This is a genomic window from Kineococcus rubinsiae, assembly GCF_011839805.1.
Lineage (GTDB): Bacteria > Actinomycetota > Actinomycetes > Actinomycetales > Kineococcaceae > Kineococcus > Kineococcus rubinsiae.
The window spans coordinates 12,028-26,030 of sequence record NZ_VWPY01000010.1 but is presented as its reverse complement, the minus strand read 5'-3'; the positions used below and the strand labels follow the sequence as shown (position 1 = coordinate 26,030).

Genomic DNA, 14,003 nt, shown 5'->3' with positions numbered 1-14,003 from the left:
CGCACACCTCGGGCGCCCCGCCACCGCGGCGGCGCACCGCGCGCTCTAGCGTCGCGACCATGACCACGAGCGCGCACGACGACCGCACCGCCCCCGGGCGCACGACCCGGGCGGTGGCGCACCTGAACGCCGGCCCGCTGGACGGGCCGGGGGCGCTGCTGGACGTCGACCTCGAGGTCCCCGCCCCCGGCCCGCACGACCTCCTGGTCGAGGTGCGGGCGGTGTCGGTGAACCCGGTCGACGTGAAGGTCCGGGCCTCGCGCGACCCGGAGGGCCGCCCGGCGGTGCTGGGCTTCGACGCCGCGGGCACCGTCGTCGCGGTGGGTGCGGAGGTCGGCGCCTTCGCCGTCGGCGACGACGTGTTCTACGCCGGCTCGCTGGAGCGCCCGGGCAGCAACGCGGGCCTGCAGCTGGTCGACGAGCGGATCGTGGGCCACAAGCCGCAGAGCCTGGACTTCGCCGAGGCCGCGGCGCTGCCGCTGACCGCCATCACGGCCTGGGAGGCGCTGTTCGACCGCCTGGGCGTCGAGCGCGACGCCGAGGGCACGGTCCTCGTCGTGGGGGCGGCGGGCGGGGTCGGCTCGGTGTTCGTGCAGCTGGTGCGGGCGCTGACCCGGATGCGGGTCGTCGCGACCGCGAGCCGGCCCGAGTCGGCGCAGTGGGTCCGCGGGATGGGCGCCCACGAGGTCGTCGACCACCACGACCTGCGCGACGCGGTCCTGGCGCTGGCTCCCGAGGGCGTCGACCACGTCCTCAGCGCGTACTCCGACGGGAACGCGCAGGTGTTCGCCGACGTGCTGAAGGTGCGCGGCGCCGTCGTGGCCATCGACGACCCGGAGGGTCTGGACCTCGCGCCGCTGAAGGCGAAGAGCCAGACGTGGCACTGGGAGTTCATGTTCACGCGGCCCCTGTTCGAGCCGGAGAGCACGGCCCAGCACGAGGTGCTGGAGGAGATCTCGCGCCTGGTGGACGCCGGGCGGCTGCGCACCACGATGACGACGCGGCTGAGCCCGCTGGACGCGGCGACCCTGGCGAAGGCGCACCGCCTCGTCGAGACGTCGGCCACCATCGGCAAGGTCGTCGTCGCCGCGCAGGAGTGAACCGCCTCGACGGTGACCGGGCGAGGGCCGCGGACCACCCCGCGGTGGGGACCCCGGGCCACCTCCTTCAGCCCGCAGGGGTGACTGCCGATGGGACGGGAGTCTCGTGGAGCGGTGCCCGAACAGGGCGGCGCCGTCCCCGGTCGGAGCCTGAGGAGTCGACGTGAACACCCCCATCGAGCAGGTGCTGGCGGCCGACGCGGTCGTGAGCGTCTTCCAGCCCATCATCGACCTCGACAGCGGCGCGGTCGTGGCCTACGAAGCGCTGGCGCGCGGCCCGCAGGGACCGCTCGCGAGCCCGGACCAGCTGTTCGCCGCGGCCCGCGCCGCGGGGCTCCTCGCCGAGCTCGACCAGGCCTGCCGGGCCGCGGCCTTCCGGGGCGCGATCGAGCACGGGCTCCTGGCCCCGCTCACGGTGTTCGTCAACGTCGAGCCCGAGGTGCTGGACACCGCCCCCGTCGACGACCTGCTCGCGCTGGCCGAGGGCGCCCCCGGCGAGCTGCGGATCGTCCTGGAGATCACCGAGCGCGCGCTCGCCACCCGGCCCGCGGAGCTGCTGAGGACCGTCGAGCGCGTGCGGGCGCTCGGCTGGGGCGTCGCCCTGGACGACGTCGGGGCCGACGCCGCCTCGCTGGCCTTCATGCCCCTGCTGCGTCCCGACGTGGTGAAGCTGGACCTGCGCCTGGTGCAGGACCGCCCCTCCCCCGTCATCGCCGAGATCATGAACGCCGTCAACGACTACGCCGAGCGCACGGGCGCGCTCGTGCTCGCCGAGGGCATCGAGACGCCGAAGCACCTGACGATCGCGCGCGCGCTGGGCGCGAGCCTCGGGCAGGGCTGGCTGTTCGGCCGGCCCGCGGCCGGGCCCGCGGCGCAGTACCCCGTGCAGGAGCTCCGGCTGCCCGAGGCGCCCCCGTCGCGCGAGACGGCGCCGTCGCCGTTCGCGTGCCTGCCGCCGGCGGTGCCGCTGCGCCGCTCCCCCAAGCGCCTGCTCGTGGAGCTGAGCAAGCAGCTGGAGCGCCAGGCCATGCGCCTGGGCGAGACCTGCGTGGTCGCCTCGACGTTCCAGGAGGCGCGCCACTTCACGCCGGCGACCTCGCTGCGCTACCGCGACCTCGTGGCCCGCACGGGCTTCGTGTGCGCGCTGGGCGAGGACCTGCCCGTGGAACCCGTGCCCGGTGTGCGGGGCGCGGCGCTCTCCCCCGACGACCCGATCCGCGGGGAGTGGGACGTCGTGGTGGTCAGCCCCCACTTCAGCGCGGCCCTGCTCGCGCGGGACCTCGGCGACGACGGCCCCGACATGGACCGCACCTACGAGTACGCCCTGACCTACCGCCGGGACACGGTGGTCGCCGCGGCGCACAGCCTGCTCTCCCGCGTCGCGCCGGCCATCGACACGCCCCTGAGCCGCAGCGCCGCAGCGCACCCCGCGGCCACGGCCACGGCCCCGTCCGCGCCCGTCGCCACGACCACCGCGACGCACGGGCCGGCGTCGGTGGGCGACCCCGTCCTGCACCGCGCCCTGGCCGCCTCCACCAGCGGCATCACCATCGCGGACATGACGCAGCCGGACCAGCCCCTCGTGTTCGTCAACCGCGCGTTCGAGGAGCTCGCCGGGTTCCGCTCGGAGGAGCTGCTGGGCCGCAACTGCCGCTTCCTGCAGGGCCAGGACACGGGCCACGACGCGATCAGCCGCCTGCGCACCGCGATCGCGGAAGGGCGCGAGTGCCGCGAGACCCTCCTGAACTACCGCGGCGCGGACCGCACGCCGTGGTGGAACGAGATCCACATGGCTCCCGTCGTGGACGAGGCCGGCCGCGTCGTGCAGTACATCGGGGTCCAGAACGACGTCACCGCCCGCGTGGACGCCGAGCAGGCCCTCGTGCAGGAGCGCGACCGGGCGCGCAGCTACCTCTCCCGCATCGAGCAGCTCGCGTTCACCGACTCCCTGACCGGCCTGATGAACCGGCGCCGGTTCGAGGACCGCGTCGAGGTGGCGCTGTGGAACGCGTCCTCGGGCGACGACGCCTTCGCCGTGCTCTTCATGGACCTCGACGGGTTCAAGGCCGTCAACGACCGCCTCGGGCACGCGGCCGGCGACGACCTCCTGGTCCAGGTGGCGCGCCGGCTGCAGTCCCGCCTGCGCCGCAGCGACCTCGCGGCCCGCCTGGGCGGCGACGAGTTCCTCGTCGCCCTCACCGGCCTGGACGTCGACACCGCCGCCGACGTGGCGCACCGCGTCGCGGGCGAGCTCGCCGAGGCCATCGCGGCGCCGTTCGACCTGGACGGGACCCCCGTCGAGGTGACCGCCAGCATCGGGGTCAGCACGTTCCCCGCCGACTCCGCGGCCGCCAGCGGCCTGCCGCAGCTGCTGCAGCTCGCGGACAGCCGCATGTACGCGGTCAAGCACGCGGCGCGCTGACCGTCGGGGACCGCTGACCGTCGGAGGTCCGTGCCCGCCCGCGGGCGTGGAAGGATGACGCCGTCGGTCGCGGTCCCGCCGCGGCCGCAGGCGGTGAGCCAAGCCCGCCGGCAGCGCGGGTGCGCGGGGTGCGGCGTGGTGGTGAGCGGAACGGCCCGGGACGACGGTGCGCCGGCGTCCCCGGACGAGGGGGCCCGGCGGTTGCGCTGGGAGGTCGCCATCGCCGCGGCCGGGGTCGGCGGCTTCGACTGGGACCTGCGGACCGGGGTGCTGACCTGGGACGAGCGCATGGTCGAGCTGTTCGGCTACGACGCAGCGGGTTTCGAGCCGACGTTCGAGGCGTTCACGGCGCGGTTGCACCCCGAGGACCTGCCGCGGGTCCTGCAGAACCTCCAGCAGTGCATCGACGGGTGCGGGGAGTTCGCCGCCGAGTACCGCGTCCTGCTGCCCGGCGGGGCGACCCGCTGGGTCCAGGCGCGGGGGCGGGCCGTGCCCGACGCCGCGGGCCGCGCGGTCCGCGTCCTGGGGGCGGGTTACGACACGACGGCCGCCCGGGACTCCGACGCCCGGGTGGCGCGGGTCCTGGAGTCGATGACCACGGCGTTCTTCTCCCTGGACCGGGAGTGGCGGTTCACCTACGTCAACGCCGAGGCGGAGCGGCTGCTGGGGCGACCCGCCGCCGAGCTGCTCGGCGGCGACGTGTGGGCGCTGTTCCCCGCCGCGCTCGGCTCGGACTTCGAGACGCACTACCGGGCGGTCGCGGCCGGCGGTGAACCCGGCAGCTTCGAGGCGTACTACCCGCCCCCGCTGGACGCCTGGTACGAGGTGCGGGCCTGGCCGGACCCCGACGGGGTGTCGGTGTACTTCCTCGACGTCACCGCCCGCCGCCGCGCGCAGGCCGAGGCGGAGGCCGCCCGCGAGGCCGCCGAGGCGGCCAGCGCCGAGCTCGAGGCCGCCCTGCAGCGGGCCCGGGCCAACCAGGACGCGGCCGAGGCGACCGCCCAGCGGCTGCAGCTGCTGGCGCGGGTCAGCGAGGACCTGACGTCGACGCTGGACGCCGAGGAGGCCGTGGCCCGCCTGACGCAGAACCTCGTGCCCGCCCTGGCGGACTGGTGCCTGGTCAGCCTCGTCGACGACCACGGCCAGCTGCGCGACCTCGGCTCCTGGCACGCGGACCCGGACCTGCGCGGGCTGGTCGGCGGCTACCAGGACCTGCGGATGCGGGCGCTGCGCTCGCGCTCGTTCCTCGACCGGGCGCTGCGCGGGGGCCGGCAGGTGCTGATCCCCTCCGGTGCGGTGCCGGCCATCTCGGAGGTCCTGGCCTCCCCGCAGGCCCGCGCGGTGCTGCAGCGGCTGGCGCCCGAGAGCGCGGCCGTCCTGCCCGTGCGGGCCCGCGGGCGCACGTGCGGGCTCGTGACCCTGTTCCGGGGCGCGGACCGCCCCCCGCTGGCCGGCGAGGACCTGCTGACGGCCACGGAGATCGCCGACCGCGCCGGGCTGGCCCTGGACAACGCCCGCCTGTTCACCCAGCAGCACCGGATGGCGGAGGGCCTGCAGCGCAGCCTGCTCACGGCCCCCGTGGAGCCGGACCACACCCAGGTCGCGGTGCGCTACCAGCCCGCGGCCGAGGCCGCGCAGGTCGGCGGCGACTGGTACGACGCGTTCCTGCAGCCCGACCGCGCGACCGTCCTGGTCATCGGTGACGTCATGGGCCACGACAACGACGCGGCCGCGGCGATGGGGCAGCTGCGCGGGCTGCTGCGGGGCATCGCCTACACCACGGGCGGCACCCCCGCCGAGGTGCTCAGCGGCCTGGACGCGGCGATGCAGGGCCTGCAGGTCGACACGACCGCGACGGCCCTGGTGGCCCGCATCGAGCAGTCGCCCGCGGAGCACGAGCAGGGGCTTCGGCAGCTGCGGTTCTCCAGCGCGGGGCACCTGCCGCCGCTGCTGCTCGGCGCGGACGGGACCGTCTCGACGCTGGACGAGGACCGCCCCGACCTGCTGCTGGGCATCGACCCCGGCTACCGGCGCGCGGACTCGGTGCGGCTCGTCGAGAGCGGGTCGACGGTCCTGCTCTACACCGACGGTCTCGTCGAGCGGCGCGGGGAGGCGATCGACACGGGCCTGGACCGGTTGCGGGCCGCGGTGGCGGAGCTGGCCGGGGCGACGCTGGAGGACCTCTGCGACGGCGTCCTGGCCCGGATGATCCCGGCCCGCGCCGAGGACGACGTCGCGCTCGTCGCCGTCCGGCTGCACGCCGAGGACCGCCCGCGGCCCCCCGACGCCGGCCCGGAGGTCGCCGGGCCGACGCCTCCCGTGGAGGCCGGGTCCCTGGAAGCCGGGTCCCTGGAAGCCGGGTCCCTAGAAGCCGGGCCTCAGCCGCCGACGTAGGCCGCGAGGTGGCGGCCCGTGAGGGTGGAGCCGTCCGCGACCAGGTCCGCGGGTGTCCCCGCGAACACGACGCGGCCGCCGTCGTGGCCCGCGCCCGGGCCCAGGTCGACGATCCAGTCGGCGTGGGCCATCACCGCGAGGTGGTGCTCGACGACCACCACCGACGTGCCCCCGTCGACGATCCGGTCCAGCAGCGCGAGCAGCTGCTCGACGTCGGCGAGGTGCAGGCCCGCGGTGGGCTCGTCCAGGACGTAGACGCCGGCCCGCCCGCCCAGGTGGGTGGCGAGCTTCAGCCGCTGCCGCTCCCCGCCGGACAGCGACGTGAGCGGCTGGCCGATGCCGAGGTAGCCGAGGCCGACGTCGGCGAGGCGGTCCAGGACGGCCGCCGCCGCCGGGGTGTGCGCCGGCCCCGCCCCGAAGAACTCCCGGGCCTCGGCCACGGGCATGGCGAGGACCTCGCTGATGTCGCGCCCGCCGAGGTGGTGCTCCAGGACGGCGGCCAAGAACCGCTTGCCGTCGCACTCCTCGCACGTCGTGGCGACCCCGGCCATGAGCGCCAGGTCGCTGAACACGACCCCCACCCCGCCGCAGGTCGGGCAGGCGCCCTCGGAGTTCGGGCTGAACAGCGCGGGCTTCACGCCGTTGGCCTTCGCGAACGCCTTGCGGACGGGTTCCAGCAGGCCCGTGTACGTGGCCGGGTTGCTGCGCCGCGACCCGCGGATCGGCGTCTGGTCGACGGAGACGACGTCGCTGCCGGGCGGCAGGGAACCGTGCACCAGCGAGCTCTTGCCCGACCCGGCGACGCCGGTCACCACGCACAGCACCCCGAGCGGCAGGTCCACGTCGACGCCCCGCAGGTTGTGGGTGCTCGCGCCCCGCACGGCGATCGCGCCGGTGCTGCGCCGGACCGCCGGCTTCAGCGGGGTCCGGTCGTCGACGTGGCGGCCCGTGATCGTGCCGCTCGCGCGCAGCTCGGCGAACGTGCCCTCGAAGCACACGGTGCCGCCCGCCGTCCCCGCGCCCGGCCCGAGGTCGACGACGTGGTCGGCGATCGCGATGGTCTCCGGTTCGTGCTCGACGACCAGGACGGTGTTGCCCTTGTCCCGCAGCGCGAGCAGCAGGTCGTTCATGCGGGCCACGTCGTGCGGGTGCAGGCCCGTCGTGGGTTCGTCGAAGACGTAGGTGACGTCGGTCAGGGGTGAGCCGAGGTGCCGGATCAGCTTGATGCGCTGCCCCTCGCCGCCCGAGAGGCTGCCCGCGGCGCGGTCGAGGGAGAGGTAGCCGAGCCCGATCCCCACGAAGGCGTCCAGGGTCGCGGCGAGCGTCGCGAGCAGCGGGGCCAGCGGGGGTTCGTCGAGGCCGTGCACCCAGGCGGCCAGGTCGCTGACCTGCCAGGCGCACGCGTCGGCGATGCTCACCCCCGCGATCGTGGCGGAGCGGACGCCCTCGTTCAGGCGCGTCCCGGCGCAGTCCGGGCAGGTCGCGAACGTCACGGCCCGCTCGACGAAGGCCCGCACGTGCGGCTGCAGCGACTCGACGTCCTTGGACAGCACCGACTTCTGCAGCTTCGGGATGATCCCCTCGTAGGTGAGGTTGATCCCGTCGACGGTGATCTTCGTGGGCGGCCGGTGCAGGAGGTCCTCCAGCTGCCGCTTCGTGAACCGCCCGATCGGCCGGTCCATGTCGAAGTACCCCGAGCCCGCGAAGATGCGGCCGAACCACCCGTCCATGCTGTAGCCGGGGATCGTGAGCGCCCCCTCGCTCAGCGACTTCTCCGCGTCGTAGAGCTGCGTGAGGTCGATGTCGGAGACGGAACCCCGGCCCTCGCAGCGCGGGCACATGCCCCCGGTGACGCGGAACTCCTTGCGCTCCTTCACCGTGCGCCCGCCCCGCTGCACGGTGACCGCACCCGCGCCGCTGACCGAGGCGACGTTGAAGGCGAACGCCTGCGGGGAGCCCAGGTGGGGCGTGGCGAGGCGGCTGAAGAGGATGCGCAGCAGCGCGTTCGCGTCGGTGGCCGTGCCCACCGTGGAGCGGGGGTCCGACCCCAGTCGGCGCTGGTCCACGACGATCGCGGACGTCAGCCCCTCCAGCACGTCGACGTCGGGGCGCGCGAGCGTCGGCATGAACCCCTGCACGAACGCGCTGTAGGTCTCGTTGACCATCCGCTGCGACTCCGCGGCGATCGTCGCGAACACCAGCGAGCTCTTGCCGGAGCCGGACACCCCCGTGAACACCGTGAGCCGGCGCTTGGGGATCTCGACGGTGACGTCGCGCAGGTTGTTCTCGCGCGCCCCGAGCACGCGGATCAGGTCGTGGCCGTCGGCGGGGTGCCGCGGCCCGGCCTCCCGGGCCGCGGGGACCCCGGTCACGCTCGTCCGCTCCGCCGCAGCGGGCCTGGCCGCATCACGCCTGTCCGCATCATGCCTGGGCGCATCATGCCTGGGCGCCTCACGCCTGGGCGATGCGGACGAGGTTCCCGGACGGGTCGCGGACCGCGCAGTCGCGCGCACCCCAGGACTGGGAGGCGGGTTCCTGCAGCACCTCCGCCCCCGAGGCGCGGACCTTCTCGAAGGTCGCGTCGAGGTCGTCGGTGCGGAAGATCGCCGCCTGCAGCGACCCCTGGGCGACCAGCGTCAGCAGCGCGTCGCCCTCGGTCTGCGAGCGCCCGCCGTGCGGCTGGAACAGGACGATGTCGACGTCCTGGCCGGGGGCCCCGACGGTGACCCAGCGGAAGCCGCCGTAGGCGACGTCGTTGCGCACCTCGAGGCCGAGGGTGTCGCGGTAGAACCCCAGGGCGGCGTCGGGGTCGGAGACGGGGACGAAGGTGGAGGACACGGTGACGGGCATGGCGTCGACGCTAGGCGCCGCGACGGCCCGGGCGCTTCTCCGATCCTGCTCGATCCGGACCTGTCCAGTCGGGCCCCGTCGGGTCGGGCCCCGTCGGGTCAGGCCCGCCCGGCGGGCACCCGGCTGCGCCGCGGTCGGGTCGCGACGCGGACCACGCAGGACGGGACGCCCTCGAGGTGGCGGTGGTCGCGGGCCCGGTACTGCGAGGGGGTCAATCCGACGACCTCGGTGAAGCGCGAGCTGAAGGAGCCCAGCGAGGTGCAGCCGACGGCCATGCACGTGTCGGTGACCGAGGCCCCGGCGCGCAGCAGGGCCTTGGCCCGCTCGATGCGGCGGGTCATGAGGTAGGCGTAGGGCGTCTCGCCGTAGGCGGCGCGGAAGCGGCGGGAGAAGTGCGCCGGCGACATGAGGGCGGCGCGGGCCATGGCGGGCACGTCGAGGGGCTGGGCGTACTCGCGGTCCATGAGGTCGCGCGCGCGGCGCAGGCACGTCAGGGTCGCGAGCTCCTCCGGGGTCACGGGTGCACCGGCGTCATGCCCCGACGCTACGCGAGCGGGACCCGTCCCGTCCGGTTCCGCGGGAGCGGCCTCCGCCGTCGGCGGGTACGTCATCCGTCGTGGCGGCAGGCGCCGCGCGGGGGTGGGCGGGGGCGGTCGTCCGTCCCCTCCGGGCGCGGGGTGCCGCCCCTAGCGTGGCGTGGTGACCGCCTCCCCCGTGCCCGCGCCGGCCTCCGAGACGCTCGCGGAGGGCATCGCCCGCGCCGGCAGCGCCGAGCAGCTGCTGCGGCACTCCCCGGCCCGCCCGACCGTCTTCCCGGTGACGGCGGAGTTCAGCAACTGGCGCAGCGAGCAGCTGTCGTGGCGGCGCTCGTGCGCGCTGCTGGACCAGTCGCACCACATGACGGACCTGTTCCTCACGGGGCCGGACGCGCTGCGCCTGCTCGCGGACACGGGGGTGAACAGCTTCGCCCGGTTCGCACCCGGCGGGGCCAAGCAGTTCGTCGCCGTGACGGAGGAGGGCCTCCTGGTGGGCGACGCGATCCTCTTCCACCTGGAGCAGGACCACCTGGACCTGGTGGGGCACCCGATGGTGATCGACTGGGTCCAGTTCCACGCCGAGACGGGCGGGTACCGGGTCCAGCTGCAGCGCGACGGGAACTCGATCGTGCGCCGCGGCGCGCCGACGCTGTACCGCTACGAGCTGCAGGGCCCCACGGCGCTGGCCGTGGTGGAGCAGCTGATCGGCGGGCCGGTGCCGGAGGTGAGGTTCTTCCGCACGGCGGAGTTCGAGGTCGCGGGGCACCGGGTGCGGGCGCTGCGCCACGGGATGGCGGGGCAGCCGGGGTTCGAGCTGTTCGGGCCGTGGGCGCAGGGCGAGGCGGTCCACGACGCGATCCTGCGGGCGGGCGCGGACCACGACCTCGTCGAGGTGGGCGCCAAGGGGTACTCGACGGCCAACCTGGAGTCCGGGTGGGTGCCGGCGCCGCTGCCCGCGGTCTTCACCTCGGCCTCGACGGCCGCGTACCGGGACTGGCTGCCGGCGGCCCGGGCGGGGTCGCTGGGCGGCAGCTTCGCCTCCCCCGACATCGAGGACTACTCGCTGTCCCCGGACGACCTGGGCTACGGGCGCAGCGTCGCCTTCGACCACGACTTCCTGGGCCGCAGCGCGCTGGAGGCCGTCGCGGCCGCCCCACCGCGGCGGCGCAAGGTCACCCTGGTGTGGGACCGGCGGGACGTGGCGGCCGCGCAGGCGACGCTGTTCGACGAGGAGCTGCCCGCGAAGTTCATCGAGCTGCCGAAGGCCCGCTACGCCCTGCACCACGTGGACGAGGTGCGGCACGAGGGCGCGCACGCCGGGTTGTCGCTGGACTGCGGCTACGTGGCGAACGAGCGCTCGTTCCTGTCCCTGGCCACGGTGGCGGCGGACCTGGCGGACGGCAGCGAGGTCGTCGTCGTGTGGGGCGAGGAGCCGAACTCCCGCAAGCCGCAGGTCGAACCCCACCGCCAGGTGGAGGTCCGCGCGGTCGTGGCGCCCGCGCCGTTCCCCGGCTACGCCAGCAGCCGCTACCGGACCTCCTGAGGGGCGCCGCGTCCACCGCCCGGCGCAAGGGCACTGGCGGGGCGGGCGCGGACCTGCTGTGATCCGGCGGAGAGGGCCCCAGCGAGGCGGCCCGCAGAGAGGAACGACGTGGCACTCCTGGACGACGGCGCGTGGCAGGGCAAGGTCTGGACGGGTGCGTGGACGCCGGGGCGGGGCGGCACCTACAGCGCCGTCGAGCCCGCCACGGGCGACACGCTCGGCGAGGTGGGGGCGGCGACCCCCGAGGACGTGCACGACGCGGCCGTGCGGGCCGTGGCGGCGCAGCGGGCGTGGGCGGCGACGTCGTTCGAGGAGCGCGCCGCGGTGCTGCGCCGGGCCGGGGACGTCCTGAGCGCGCACGGCGAGGAGGTGGCCGGCTGGCTGGCGCGGGAGTCGGGGGCGATCCTCCCCTTCGGCGGCTTCCAGGTGCACACGAGCGCGCAGGAGTGCTACGAGGCGTCGGCGCTGCCCGGGCACCCCTACGGCGAGCTGCTGCGCAGCGGTTCCCCCCGGCTGTCCTTCGCGCGCCGGGTGCCGGTGGGCGTCGTCGGGGTCATCGCCCCGTTCAACGTGCCGACGATCCTCGCGATCCGGGCGGTGGCCCCGGCGCTGGCGCTGGGCAACGCGGTGATCCTCAAGCCCGACCCGCGCACGGCGGTCAGCGGCGGGGCGCTCTTCGCGCGGGTGTTCGAGGAGGCGGGCCTGCCCGCAGGCGTGCTGCAGGTGCTGCCCGGCGGCGCGGACGTCGGTGCGGCGCTGGTGACGGAGCCCGCCGTCCGGGTCATCGCGTTCACCGGCTCCACCCGGGCCGGGCGCGCCGTGGGCGAGCTCGCCGGGCGCCACCTCAAGCGGGCGCACCTGGAGCTCGGCGGGAACTCCGCGCTCATCGTGCTCGGCGACGTGGACGTGGCGGCGGCCGCGTCGGTGGGGGCGTGGGGGACGTTCTCGCACTCCGGCCAGATCTGCATGGCCACCTCGCGCCACCTGGTGCACGAGTCCATCGCGGAGGAGTACACGCAGGTCCTGGCCGAGAAGGTCGCGCACCTGCCGGTGGGCGACCCGTTCCGCGACCAGGTCGCCCTGGGCCCCCTCATCGACGCCGGGCAGCGCGACCGCGTGCACGGCCTCGTGACCGCGAGCGTCGCGGCGGGGGCCAGCGTGCGCACGGGCGGGACGTTCGAGGGGTTGTTCTACCGGCCGACGGTGCTCGCCGACGTCACGGTCGACCACCCCGCCTACCAGGAGGAGATCTTCGGCCCCGTCGCCCCGGTGACGCCGTTCTCCTCCCTCGACGAGGTCGCCGACCTGGCCGCGGGCACGGACTACGGCCTCTCCCTGGGCATCCTCACGCGCGACGTCTACGCGGGGCTGCAGCTGGCCGAGCGCATCCCGTCCGGGCTCGTCCACATCAACGACCAGACGGTCAACGACGAGGCGGTCGCCCCGTTCGGCGGGGTCGGCGCCTCGGGCACCGGGTCCCGCCACGGCGGTCCGGGCGCGAACATCGAGGCGTTCACCGAGACGCAGTGGGTGACGGTGCGGGGCGACCTGCCCGCCTACCCCTTCTGACGGGCGGGCACCGGTGCGCGGAGCCCCCCGCGCACCGGTGCGCGGAGCCCCCGCGCACCGGTGTCCCGTCAGCGGACCGGCTGCGGCGCAGGGGTGCTGCCCGCCGAGCGGGCCGGCGCCGCGAGACGCTCGCGCAGCCGCGGGACGAGGTCGGCGTAGCTGGCGGGCTGCAGCGGGCGGGTCCACTGCCCGCGCCGCACCGCGACGGGCAGCGGCAGCCCGAGGTCGTCGAGCAGCTGGTCCAGCGCGGCGAACGAGCCCGACGGCAGCTGCGGCTGCCCGTGGGCCGCGGCCTGCGCGTGGGTCAGGTGGTAGCGCTCGGCGGTGCGCAGGAACTCCGCGCGCCCCGGCAGGGGGACGACGCCGGCGAGGTGACCCGCGAGCCACACGGCCCCGACCTCGGCGCTGAGCGGGCTGCGGTAGGTGTTCCCCCAGCCGGCGAAGGCGAGCTGCGGGACGTCCAGGGGCAGGATGCGGCGGTGCAGCGCGAGCACGCCGTCCTCGTCCAGCAGGGCCGCCTGCACCGCGGGGCCGAACACGGACAGCTCCTGGTCGAACCCGGTCGCGGCGACCACGACGTCGGCGGGCACGCGGGCGCCGTCGGAGAGCCGGACACCGGGAACCCCGTCGACGACCTCCAGCGCCGCGACGGAGCGCTCGCGGCGGACCGCGACGCGCCCCTGCGCGACGGCCTCGAAGAACCCGTCGGTGACGAGGCTGTCCGACTGCGGCAGACGGACGTCGGGCAGCAGCCCGACCGCGCGCAGGCCCGTGCGGCGGGCGATGACCTGCTCGAGCCACCACAGCGACGCGCGCCGCAGCGGCAGGCTGCCCACGGCGAGCAGGCGCGCGGCGGGCGACGTCCGCTCCGGCGCCATCACGTGCTCGCCGAGGCGGGTCAGCAGGAGGTGGCGGAAGGTGAGGCCCCCGACGATGCGCTTGGGGATCTTCCAGCGGACCGCGCGGGCGACCACGGTCGTCGAGCGCGCCGTGCGCGCGGTGGCCACCGCGACGTCGCAGGCCGTCTTGCCCCAGCCGACCACGACGACGTCGCGGCCGGCGAGGACGGCGCCGTCGCCGAGCTGGGTGGGTTCCACGACCCGCCCGCCGGCGGCCTCGAACTCCGCGCGGCCGGGCCAGGCGGGCACGTGCGGGGTGGAGAAGACGCCGCTGGCCACCACGAGCCAGTCCACCGCGTGGCGCGCCGGCCCGGCCGCGTCGACCACGTCGACGAGCCAGCCGCCGTCCGGCCCGGGCGCGGCGGCGACCACGCGCGTGCCGCAGCGGACGTGGGCGGCGATCCCCTTCGCCTGCGCGTAGCGCTCCAGGTAGGCGCGCACGTGCGCGCCGGTGGGGTGGACGGGGGCGTCGCCCGCGTGGGGGACGTCGGAGAACGCGTAGGAGACCCGGTCGTCCTGCGTCGCCACGTCGGGGTAGGCGCGGGTCGCGCTCCACACGCCCCCGACGTCCGGCGCCTTCTCGAACACGACGACGTCGTGACCGAACTGCTGCAGGACGGCTGCGGTGCTCAGGCCCGACGGCCCGGCGCCGACCACGGCGATCTTCATGCCCTCCCATCGGGTGCGGCG

At 75.7% G+C, this 14,003-nt stretch carries 9 protein-coding genes; 5 read left to right on the top strand and 4 right to left on the bottom strand.

Annotated elements, in window-relative coordinates; translation table 11 throughout:
- Positions 1 to 59 precede the first annotated feature (59 nt).
- The 3 genes from F1544_RS07870 to F1544_RS07860 all read left to right on the top strand — a co-directional run bounded on the left by F1544_RS07870 (position 60) and on the right by F1544_RS07860 (position 5,916).
- Positions 60 to 1,100 (top strand): zinc-binding alcohol dehydrogenase family protein, encoded by a 1,041-nt coding sequence (locus F1544_RS07870; protein WP_167583975.1) that lies wholly within the window; start codon positions 60 to 62, stop codon positions 1,098 to 1,100.
- Between the two features lie 163 nt (positions 1,101 to 1,263).
- Complete coding sequence (locus tag F1544_RS07865; RefSeq protein ID WP_167583973.1) at positions 1,264 to 3,522, top strand: EAL domain-containing protein; 2,259 nt, start codon at positions 1,264 to 1,266, stop codon at positions 3,520 to 3,522.
- Between the two features lie 141 nt (positions 3,523 to 3,663).
- Positions 3,664 to 5,916 carry a SpoIIE family protein phosphatase gene (locus F1544_RS07860; protein ID WP_308469945.1) on the top strand — a complete coding sequence of 751 codons (2,253 nt, stop codon included), beginning with the start codon at positions 3,664 to 3,666 and terminating at the stop codon, positions 5,914 to 5,916.
- On the opposite strand, the gene F1544_RS07855 is transcribed toward F1544_RS07860, so the two are convergent.
- From F1544_RS07855 to F1544_RS24155, 3 genes are all read right to left on the bottom strand, one after another.
- Positions 5,901 to 8,288, bottom strand: a complete 2,388-nt coding sequence (locus F1544_RS07855) for an ATP-binding cassette domain-containing protein (RefSeq protein WP_167583970.1) — start codon at positions 8,286 to 8,288, stop codon at positions 5,901 to 5,903. The two genes, F1544_RS07860 and F1544_RS07855, sit on opposite strands and share 16 nt — an antisense overlap.
- A gap of 79 nt (positions 8,289 to 8,367) precedes the next feature.
- On the bottom strand, positions 8,368 to 8,766 hold the full coding sequence (locus F1544_RS07850; protein WP_167583968.1) for a VOC family protein: 399 nt from the start codon (positions 8,764 to 8,766) through the stop codon (positions 8,368 to 8,370).
- A 98-nt stretch (positions 8,767 to 8,864) separates the two neighbouring features.
- Positions 8,865 to 9,284, bottom strand: coding sequence for a helix-turn-helix transcriptional regulator (locus tag F1544_RS24155; protein WP_167583966.1), 420 nt, complete (start codon positions 9,282 to 9,284; stop codon positions 8,865 to 8,867).
- A 181-nt stretch (positions 9,285 to 9,465) separates the two neighbouring features.
- Between F1544_RS24155 and F1544_RS07840 the strand changes: the two genes are divergently transcribed.
- Together F1544_RS07840 and F1544_RS07835 are read left to right on the top strand one after the other, a co-directional pair.
- On the top strand, positions 9,466 to 10,845 hold the full coding sequence (locus tag F1544_RS07840) for a hypothetical protein (protein WP_208971472.1): 1,380 nt from the start codon (positions 9,466 to 9,468) through the stop codon (positions 10,843 to 10,845).
- Between the two features lie 108 nt (positions 10,846 to 10,953).
- A complete protein-coding gene (locus tag F1544_RS07835) occupies positions 10,954 to 12,414 on the top strand; it encodes an aldehyde dehydrogenase family protein (protein WP_167583964.1) in 1,461 nt (486 codons plus the stop codon).
- Positions 12,415 to 12,482: 68 nt separating this feature from the next.
- On the opposite strand, the gene F1544_RS07830 is transcribed toward F1544_RS07835, so the two are convergent.
- Positions 12,483 to 13,982 carry a flavin-containing monooxygenase gene (locus F1544_RS07830; RefSeq protein ID WP_167583962.1) on the bottom strand — a complete coding sequence of 500 codons (1,500 nt, stop codon included), beginning with the start codon at positions 13,980 to 13,982 and terminating at the stop codon, positions 12,483 to 12,485.
- Positions 13,983 to 14,003: the final 21 nt, after the last annotated feature.

Excerpts from the sequence above, each read along its gene's own strand:
- F1544_RS07850 (WP_167583968.1), bottom strand. The coding sequence starts at position 8,766 with ATGCCCGTCACCGTGTCCTCCACCTTCGTCCCCGTCTCCGACCCCGAC.
- F1544_RS07870 (WP_167583975.1), top strand. The coding sequence starts at position 60 with ATGACCACGAGCGCGCACGACGACCGCACCGCCCCCGGGCGCACGACC.
- F1544_RS07830 (WP_167583962.1), bottom strand. The coding sequence starts at position 13,982 with ATGAAGATCGCCGTGGTCGGCGCCGGGCCGTCGGGCCTGAGCACCGCA.